Raw genomic sequence first — 9,513 nt, forward strand, 5'->3', positions numbered from 1 at the left:
GCAGCGCCCTGACGAAGCTGGTCTTGCCCGAGGCCGGGGGGCCGACCGGGACGACCAGCCCCCTGGGCACCCGGATCGGCGCGAGCGGATTCATCGGCACGGGAGCCATCCTCGCAGGGGCGGCGGGCCCGCGCGCCAAGCCGTCGTCGCCGGGGCCCGGGTGGTCGGCACCGAGACGACCGCCGCTCGCCGGGGCGGGTCAGCCGCTGGTCCGCCCGGTCGCGCGGCCGAAGCGGGCACTCCACTCGCTCAGGTACGCCACCAGTTCGGGCGGGGTGACCACCTCGAACTCCGCGCCCAGCCTGCCCAGCGCCATGGCGGGCCAGTCGAGGGTGTCGGCGGTCATCCGCAGCACGCAGGTCCGGGCGTCGACGGGTTCGGCGTCGGCCCACTGGCCCAGCTGGGCCGCCACCTCCGCGGCCGGGGCCCGGACCCGGACCTCCACCGCGTAGCCCGTGGGCCGGGCCTCGACCCCGGCCCGGACGAACGCCGTCGCGTCGGCGGCGGGCAGGTCGCGGGGGCGGAAGCGGACGCCGCTGGTCCGGGGCGCGGTGAGCCGGTCCAGCCGGAAGATCCGCCAGTCCTGGCGGACCAGGTCGTAGGCCACCAGGTACCAGCGGCGGCCCAGCGGCACCAGCCGGTGCGGCTCCACCAGCCGCTGCGAGGGCTCGCCGCCGCGGTCGGTGTAGTCGAACTCGACGCGTTCGGTGTCGCGGCAGGCCAGGGCCACCGCGATCAGTACCGCCGGGTCGGTGGCGGCCCCGGCCGGGGCGCCCCAGCCCGGCGGCTCGGTGGCGGCACGCAGCGCGTCCATCCGGCGGCGCAGCGGGGGCGGCATCACCTGCACCAGTTTGGCCAGCGCCCGCACCGCGGCCTCCTCGATGCCCGCCACCGCGCCCAGCGCCGCCGCCTGCATCCCGACCGCGATCGCGACGGCCTCGTCGTCGTCCACGACCAGCGGGGGCAGCGCCGCACCGGCCGCGAGCCGGTAGCCGCCGTCCACGCCACGGCTGGCCTCGACCGGGTAGCCCAGCTCGCGGAGCCGGTCGATGTCGCGCCGCAGCGTCCGCGCCGAGACCCCCAGCCGATCGGCCAACTCCCCGCCCGGCCAGTGCCGGTGGTTCTGCAGCAAGGAGAGCAGCCGCAGCGTTCGGGAACTGGTGTTGGCCATGTCCCCAGTCTCCCGCGATTCAGGACGGAAAGTGGCCGCTATCCCTCCTAGAGTTCTGTTCATGACGACGAACGAACGTGATGACCTGCTGGAAAGCCTCGCCGCGCACCGCCGGTTCCTGCTGTACACCGTGAAGGACCTGACCGACGACCAGGCCCGGAAGCGCACCACCGTCAGTGAGCTCACCCTGGGCGGGCTGGTCAAGCACGTCTCGCTGATGGAGAAGGGCTGGGTCGACTTCATCCTCGACGGACCGGCCACGATGGCGATGACCGAGGACAGCTACGCCAAGCACGCCAACGGCTTCGTGCTGCGCGAGGACGAGACGCTGGCCGGGGTCGTCGCCGAGTACGAGCGGATCGCCGAGCGCACCGACGAACTGGTGCGCACCCTGCCCGACCTCGGCGCCGCCCAGCCGCTGCCGGAGGCGCCCTGGTTCGCGCCGGGGGCCAGCCGGTCCGCGCGCCGGGTGTTCGTCCACATCGTGGCCGAGACCGCCCAGCACGCGGGCCACGCCGACATCCTGCGGGAGGCCATCGACGGTCAGAAGACCATGGGCTGACCGCTCACCCGAGGCCGGAGCCGGGGCCGGTGACCGCTCCGGCCTCGGTGAGCAGCATCGACTCCAGCCCGAGCAGCACCCGCTCGATGTCCGCGCGGGAGAGGTAGGCGGTGTCGGCGGTCACCGAGATCTCCAGCGCGCCGGAGATGTGCACGCAGAACCGGCAGTTGAGCTGCTCCTGGCTCAGCGGCCAGCTCAGCTCGGTCCTCGGCAGCGCGGCCAGGATGTCCGCCGGAGCGCAGGGCCGCGGGCCCGGTTCGGTGAAGCGCATGTCGTTGAAGCAGCAGAGCGGCTGCACCCACTGGCCGCGGGCCCGGTCCAGCGGGTCGTGGAAGGCGCTGCGGTAGGCCCGCAGCGCGGCCGGTTCCGTCTCCCGCAGCAGGTCGCCGAAGCCCCGGTCGACACCGACCACGAACAGGCCCTCCTGCGAGAGGGTGCTCACGATCCGGGTGGTGTCCCGGCGGAAGCGGTTGCTGACGATCGGCAGCATGGCGCAGCCGCTCCGGTCGGTGAAGCGGCCGACGACCGCCGCCGTCGCGGCCAGCAGCACGGTGGCGGTGGTGGTGCCGTGCCGGGCCGCGACCGCGCGGACGGCCAGACCGGCCGCGGGGGAGTCGAGCAGCCCGCGCCAGATCCGGGGCCGGTCCGGGGCCGCGGTCGGACGGTCGAACATCACCTCGCGGGCGGTGCCCTCCCAGAGCGCGGCGGCCCGCTCGGCCGTCCTGCGCCCTTCCGGGCCCGCCTGCCAGTGCGCGAGGTCCAGTGGGCCGGGCGGCGGCGGACCGCCGGCCGGGGCGCCGCGCAGGATCAGCATCCGCAGGTCGCGCAGGGCGATCTCGGCGCCCAGCCCGTCGGTGGCCAGATGGCAGAAGGCGATCGCCACGTGGCCGACCCGGTCGCCGTCCAGGACCAGCGCGACCCGCAGCGGCCAGTCCCGCTCGTAGTCGAAGCGCTCTGCTTCGAGTTCGGCCAGCACCGCGTCCGGGTCACCGGTCGCCAGCCGCACCGGCAGCCGACCGGCCCGCTCCGTCCGCTGGCGCGGCTGGTCCCCGCTGAGGTCGAGCCGGGTGCGCAGCGCGCTGTGCAGCGCCTGCAACCCGGCCAGGGCGGCGAGGACCTCGGCCGGTGAGCGGGTGCCGGGGACCTTCAGCACCCGGCCGAAGTTGAAGTAGTGGTCCTCCGGGGCGGTGACCGTGATGGCGTCCCAGATCGCCCGCTGGCCCCAGGTGAGCGGCGCGGCGCCGCTGTCCGCCGCGGTGAACTCGGCGATCATCGGGCCTCCAGGTGCGCGGTGAGCGCGTCCAGGTCGTCCACCAGCGCGAAGCCCCGGGCGCCGAGGTCGATCTCGACGCCGTACTCGGACTCGACCGCGTCGATCAGCCGCATCCGGGCCAGGGAGGTGAGCCCCAGCGCCGACAGCCGGACGCCCCCGGCGCGGGCCTCGGCGGCGGCGATCGCACCCTCCGAGGCCTCCTCGACGAGCGTCGCGAGCCGGTCCCTGGTCGCGGTGGCGTTCTCAGTCATGGCGGTGGCCCTCCTGGTCTGCGGTACTGCGGTGAGGTGCCGGGGTTCCGGCGGATCGGGCGTCGGCGGCCGACTCCCGGGCGAGCAGTTCGACGGCCTCCTCGTCGGAGAGCCCGTCGAGCTCGGCGAACAGCTGCTCCTCGACGGCCTGGGCGACCCCGGCCACCGTGCCCCGGTCGAACAGGGTGCGGACCGGCAGCTCGATGTCGGTGCTCGCGCGCAGTCGGGCGATGACCTTGACCGCCAGCAGCGAGTGGCCGCCGAGGGCGAAGAAGTCGTCCAGCGCGCCGATCCCCGGCACCCCCAGGACCTCCTCGAAGACCTCGGCGACCAGCAGTTCGGCATCGGTGCGCGGCGGCACCGACTCCCGCTGCCAGGAGGGTTCGGGCAGCGCCGCCCGGTCGAGCTTGCCACCGGGGGTCAGCGGCAGCGCGTCCAGTGCCACCCAGACGGTCGGGACCAGGTGCGCGGGCAGCGCCGCGCGCAGCTCCTCGGCCAGCTGCGCCGGATCACCGACGGTGTACCCGACCAGGGTCTCGCCGCGTACCGCCACCGCGCCCCGGCCGCCGAGGCGGGCCTCGATCTCGCCGAGCTCGATCCGGAAGCCGCGCAGCTTCAGCTGCTGGTCGCCGCGGCCGAGGAACTCCAACTGCCCGTCCGCGCGCAGCCGGACGCGGTCACCACTGCGGTAGAACCGCTGTCCGTCGAGCAGGACGAAGCGCTCGGCGGTCAGTTCCGGGCGTCCGAGGTAGCCGTCGGCGAGCCCCGCGCCGCCCAGGTACAGCTCGCCCGGCGCGCCCGGAGGGACCGGTTCGCCGTGCGGGCCGAGCAGCACCGCGCTGGCGCCGCCGATGGGACGGCCGATCGGCGGCCGACCAGCGACGTTCAGCTCGGCGGCGGTCGGTCCGGCGGCGGTCGGCTCGGTGGCGGTCAGCTCGGCGGCGGTCGCGATGACCGTCGCCTCGGTCGGACCGTAGGTGTTGACCAGCCGCACCCGGTCACCGAAGCGGCCCCGCCACCGCGCCACCGCGGCCTCGTGCACCTGTTCACCGCCGAGGATGACCAGGCGCAGGGTGTCCGGCCAGGCGATCGCGTCGATCTCGTCCACCAGGTGGTGCCAGTAGGCGGTCGGCAGGTCGAGCACGGTCACGCCGTCCAGGTGGTCCGGCAGGCTGACCGCGCCCTCGGGGAGCAGCTCGATCCGCGCTCCGGCGGCCAGCGCCGGGAAGATCTCCTCCACATGGGCGTCGAAACTCAGCGACGCGAACTGGACCACCCGGTCGTCCGGGCCCAACCGGTACGCCTCACGCATCCAGGCCACCCGCGCCGCCAGCGCCGCATGGCCCACCAGCACGCCCTTCGGGGTCCCGGTCGACCCGGAGGTGTAGATCACATAGGCGGCGTCCGCCGGGAGGTCACGGCCGCCGTGCCGCGGCTGCGGACCGTCCGCCGTCAGCACGACCCGGGCCCCGCTGTCCTCGGCCATGAAGGCCAGCCGCTGCTCCGGGTAGTCCGGGTCCAACGGCAGGTAGGCGCAACCGGTCCGCCAGACGGCGAGCAGGGCGGCGATCGTGTCGCAGCCCCGGCCCAGCCTGATGCCGACCACGCCGCCGCCCCCGGGCGGCAGGTGCGTGGCCAGTTCGGCAGCCAACTCGTCCGCCCGGGCGTCCAGTTGCGCGTAGCTGAGGCACTGGTCGGCGCAGCTCACGGCGACCGCGTCGGGGTGGGCCCGGACCGAGGCGGCGAACAGGTCCGGTACCCGTGGGGTCGGGCCCAGCGGCGGCCCGGCGAGTCCGCCCGCCAGCCGCGCGGTGTCGTCCGGGGTGAGCAGGGGCAGTGCGGACAGTGGCAGTTCGGCCAGCCCGGGCAGGGCCCGGAGCAGCTGCGCGTAGCGTTCGGCGAGGCGGGCGACGGTCTGCTCGTCGAACAGTTCCGCGTCGTAGGCCAGGTTGTGCACCAACTCCCGGTCGTCCTGCCAGGCCTCCACCATCAGCTCGAACTTGGCCTGCTGGAAGCCGTGTTCGAACGGGGAGCTGACCAGACCGCCGAAGGCGTCCTCGCCGTGGTCCGAGCCCTGGCTGTGCAGGATCAGCATGGTCTGGAACAGCGTGGTGCGGGACAGGTCCCGCTCCACCCGAAGTTGCGTCACCAGGTGCTCGAACGGGACGCCCTGGTGGGTGAACGCGCCCAGGACGTCCTTGCGGGTCCGCCGCAGCAGGTCGGCGAAGGTCGGATCGGCGGACAGGTCCCCGCGCAGTACCAGCACGTCGGCGAAGTAGCCGACGACGGGTTCGAGTTCCACCCGGTCGCGCCCGGCGGTGGCGGTGCCGACCAGGATGTCGTCGGCGCCGGTGTGCCGGGCCAGCACCACCTGGTAGGCCGCGAGCAGCACCATGAACAGCGTGCACTTGTGGCTACGGGCGAGCCGGGCGAGCGCGGCGGCCTCCGCCGCGTCCAGCCGGAACGTCACCGAGGCCCCGCGCCGGGTCGGCACGGCAGTGCGCGGGCGGTCCACCGGGAGCTCCAGCTGCGGCGGTTCGGCCAGCCGGTCGCGCCAGTAGTCGAGCAGGCCGGTGTTCCGCTGCTCCCGCTGCCAGGCCGCGACGTCGCCGAACTGCAACCGGGTGGGTGCGAGCGGGCGGTCCGAGTAGAGCGCCGCGAGTTCGTCGTAGATCAGGTTGAGCGACCAGCCGTCGCCGAGGATGTGGTGCAGCACCAGGCACAGCACGTGCTCGTCGTCGGCGATCCGGATCAGCGCCACCCGCAGCGGTGGCGCGGACGCCAGTGCGAACGGGGCGTTGGTCCTGGCGGCCACCAGCTCCAGGGCCTCCGCCTCACCGGCCGCGGTCAACCGCTCCAGCGGCACCGGGGCGACCGGCTCGACGATCGCGGTGGGCGCCCCGTCCAGCTCCGGGAACCGGGTCCGCAGAATCTCATGACGAACAGTCACCTCTTTTAGCGCGTAACGTAGTTGCTGCTCATCGAGCTCCCCCTTGAGGCGCTTGACCAGCCACATGTTGTAGGCGGCGTCGTGCGGGTCCAACCGGTGCAGGAACCACAGCCGCTCCTGGCTGAACGACAGCGGCGGATTGGCCCCGGCCGGACGGGGTTTGGGCCCGTCGGCCTCCCAGTCGCCGCCCGGACGAGCGCGGTCCGGACGATCGCTGTCCGCCGCTGAACTGTCCGCCGCTGAACTGTCTGCCGCTGAACTGTCCGCCGCGGAGTCGGACGGCGGCAGCAGTCGGGCCAGGGCCTCGACGGTCGGGTGCGCGAACACCTCGCTCACCGGCAGCTCCGCGCCGGTGCGGGCGGAGAGCCTGGCGGCGGCCATGGCGGCCCGCAACGAGTGCCCGCCGAGGGCGAAGAAGTCGTCCAGCGCGCCGACTTCGGGCACCCCGAGCACCTCCGCGAAGACCTCCGCGACCAGGCGCTCGGCCCCGGTACGCACCGGCCTGCCGGTGGGCCGGGCGACGGCCGCCGGGTACGGCAGCGCCTTGCGGTCGACCTTGCCGTTGGGTGTCAACGGCAGCTCCGGCAGAGGGACGTAGCTCGACGGGAGCATGTAGGGCGGAAGGTGCCGGGACAGGTGGTCGGCCAGGGAGTCCCGGTCCGCTGCCTCGGCGGTCCCGGGCAGGTAGAACGCCACCAGGTTCTCGTCGCTGACGCCCACCACCGCCTGGCGCACCCCCGGGTGGCCCTCCAGCGCCTCCGCGATCTCGCCCAACTCGATCCGGTGACCCCGCAGTTTGACCTGGTTGTCGGTCCGGCCGAAGAACTCCAGGGTGCCGTCCGGCAGCCAGCGCACCAGGTCCCCGGTGCGGTAGACCCGCTCGCCGCCGAAGTCCACGAAGCGCTCGGCGGTCAGCTCCGGACGCCCGAGGTAGCCGTCGGCCAGGCCCGCACCGCCGATCAGCAGTTCGCCCGGGACCCCGATCGGCACCCGCGCGCCGTCGGCGTCGACCACGTGCACGGTGGTGTTGGCGATCGGCCGGCCGATGGCGACCCGCTCCGGCTGCTCCGGCACCTCCCACGCGGTGGACCAGATGGTGGTCTCCGTCGGTCCGTAGACATTGACCAACCGGCGCACCCGCGAGCGGAGTTCCGCCGCCAGCCGGAGCGGCAGCGGCTCGCCGCCCGCCAACGCGGCGACCGGCGGGAGGTCCCCGGTCAGCAGCACCCGCCAACCGGAGGGGGTGGCCTGCACATGGGTGACGCCCTCGGCCCGGACCAGCCCGGCCAGCGCCGCGCCGTCCAGTGAGGTCGGCCGGTCGGCGATGACCACCCGGCCGCCGGTGACCAGCGGCAGGTACAGCTCCAGCGCGGAGATGTCGAACGACAGCGAGGTCAGCGCCAGCCAGCGGTGCTCCGCCGTGGAACCGGTCAACGCGCCCATGGCGAAAAGGAAGTTGGTCAGCGCGCGGTGCGGCACCACCACGCCCTTGGGGTTGCCGGTGGAGCCCGAGGTGTACAGGACGTACGCGGTGTGCCGCGGGCGGGGGCGGCGGACCGCGGACCGGGCGCCCTCCTCGTCCGCGACCGGGTCGAGCACCCGGTCCAGGTCGGCGTCGTCCAGGGTCAGCGCCGCGCCGCAGTCCGCCAGGACGTAGGCGACCCGTGCCTCGGGGTAGTCCGGGTCGACCGGGACGTACGCCCCGCCGGTCATCGCCACCCCGAGCAGCGCCACCACCATCTGCGCCCGGCGCGAGCTGCGCACCGCGACCACCGAGCCGGGCCCCACGCCGCGCCCGGTCAGCTCCCGGGCCAGGCCGGCCGCCGCGGCCACCAGCGCGCGGTAGCTCAGCCGGTCCGGTCCGCAGACCACCGCGACCGCGTCCGGGGTGGCGTCGGCCTGGTCCAGCAGCAGATCGACCAGGGTCCGCTCGGGCAGCTCGACGGCGGTGTCGTTCCAGGCGGCGAGCAGGTCGCGCTCGGTCGGCGGGAGCAGCTCCAGTCGGCCGACCGGCTGGGTCGGATCGGCCACGATCGAGCCGAGCAGGTGCAGGTAGCGTCCGGCCAGGCGCTGCGCGGTGCCGCGGTCGAACAGGTCGGTGCTGTGGATCAGCACGCCGAGCACCCCGCCGCCGGGCTGCTCGTACAGGTCGAGCGACAGGTCGCAGCGGGCCGGGTGCCAGCCGAGCGGGAACGGCTCGGTGTCCAGGCCCGGCAGCGGGTCGCTGGTGTCGCCGTGCGTGTGCAGCGCGAACAGCGCCTGGTAGATCGGGGTACGGCTGAGGTCGCGTTCCGTCGTCAGCGCGCCGACCAGCCGCTCGAACGGGACGTCGGCGTGCCCGAGCGCGGCCAGCACCCGGCGGCGGGTCTCCCGCAGCACGGCGTCGAAGCCCGAGTCGGCGGGCAGGTCGCACCGCAGGACCAGGGTGGTGGACAGCAGCCCGACGACGCCCTCCAGTTCGGTCCGGCCGCGCCCGGCCGAGGGGGTGCCCACGCAGAAGTCGCGCTGGCCGCTGTGCCGGGCCAGCAGCACCTGGTAGGCGGCCAGCAGCACCATGTACGGGGTGCACCGGCTGCGGCGGGCCAGCTCGCGCACCCCGGCCAGCAGCCCGGCCGGGATCTCGAAGCGCACGTCGCCACCGGCGGCGCCGCGCCGGGCCGGGCGCGGCCGGTCGGTCGGCAGTTCCAGTGCCGGGCACCCGGTGAGCTGCTCGACCCACCACCCGAGGTCCGCCGCCTCCGGATCGGCGGCCGCCGCCAGCTCGCTGTACTGGAGCGGGGCGGCGGGCAGCGGCAGCCCGGCGTAGCAGGCGGCGACCTCGGACCGGATCACGTTGAAGGACCAGCCGTCGCCGTTGATGTGGTGCAGCACCACGCACAGCACGTGGTCCTCGGGGGCGATCCGGACCAGGGTCACCTGGAACGGGGGCCTGGCCGCGAGGTCGAAGCGGGTGTTGCTGCGGGCGGCGACGATCGCCTCGGTCTGCTCCACGGAGTCGGCGTCCACCCGCTCGATCAGCACCGGCCCGGGAGCCTCCACCACGGCCCGGGGCTCGCCGCCGGTGTGGGTGAAACGGGTGCGGAGCGCGTCGTGCCGGGCGGCGGTGGCGGTGAACGCCGCCTCCAGCGCGACCAGGTCCAGAGCACCGCGTACCCGATAGGCGTAGGCCGTGTTGTGCGACGGATCGCCGGGGTCGAATTGATGCAGGAACCAGAGTCGCTGTTGGCCGAATGAGAGCGGGCCTGTATTCAACGCGTCTCTCCCAGAATGACGGTTTTGCGGGTGGCTCCGGCAGGCTCGCTATCC

At 74.4% G+C, this 9,513-nt stretch carries 5 protein-coding genes; 1 reads left to right on the forward strand and 4 read right to left on the reverse strand.

The genetic code is table 11. The features are described 5' to 3' along the window. Window positions 1–199: 199 nt before the first annotated feature. Window positions 200–1,171: a YafY family protein gene (locus GXP74_RS18055; protein WP_182452471.1), complete on the reverse strand. Its 972-nt coding sequence runs from the start codon at window positions 1,169–1,171 to the stop codon at window positions 200–202. A 61-nt stretch (window positions 1,172–1,232) separates the two neighbouring features. Between GXP74_RS18055 and GXP74_RS18060 the strand changes: the two genes are divergently transcribed. After that, the gene (locus GXP74_RS18060; protein ID WP_182452472.1) at window positions 1,233–1,733 is read left to right on the forward strand and encodes a DinB family protein; all 501 of its coding nucleotides are present in this window, start codon (window positions 1,233–1,235) and stop codon (window positions 1,731–1,733) included. Between the two features lie 4 nt (window positions 1,734–1,737). On the opposite strand, the gene GXP74_RS18065 is transcribed toward GXP74_RS18060, so the two are convergent. Genes GXP74_RS18065 through GXP74_RS18075 form a run of 3 tightly spaced genes read right to left on the reverse strand, consistent with a single transcriptional unit; the run spans window position 1,738 to window position 9,459 of the window. Continuing rightward, complete coding sequence (locus GXP74_RS18065; protein ID WP_182452473.1) at window positions 1,738–3,006, reverse strand: condensation domain-containing protein; 1,269 nt, start codon at window positions 3,004–3,006, stop codon at window positions 1,738–1,740. Beyond that, complete coding sequence (locus GXP74_RS18070; RefSeq protein WP_182452474.1) at window positions 3,003–3,257, reverse strand: phosphopantetheine-binding protein; 255 nt, start codon at window positions 3,255–3,257, stop codon at window positions 3,003–3,005. Before GXP74_RS18070 ends, GXP74_RS18065 begins: the two co-directional genes overlap by 4 nt. Then, a complete protein-coding gene (locus GXP74_RS18075) occupies window positions 3,250–9,459 on the reverse strand; it encodes a non-ribosomal peptide synthetase (RefSeq protein ID WP_182452475.1) in 6,210 nt (2,069 codons plus the stop codon). Before GXP74_RS18075 ends, GXP74_RS18070 begins: the two co-directional genes overlap by 8 nt. Between the last annotated feature and the right edge of the window lie 54 nt (window positions 9,460–9,513).

The sequence above is a fragment of the Streptacidiphilus sp. P02-A3a genome (assembly GCF_014084105.1).
Lineage (GTDB): Bacteria > Actinomycetota > Actinomycetes > Streptomycetales > Streptomycetaceae > Streptacidiphilus.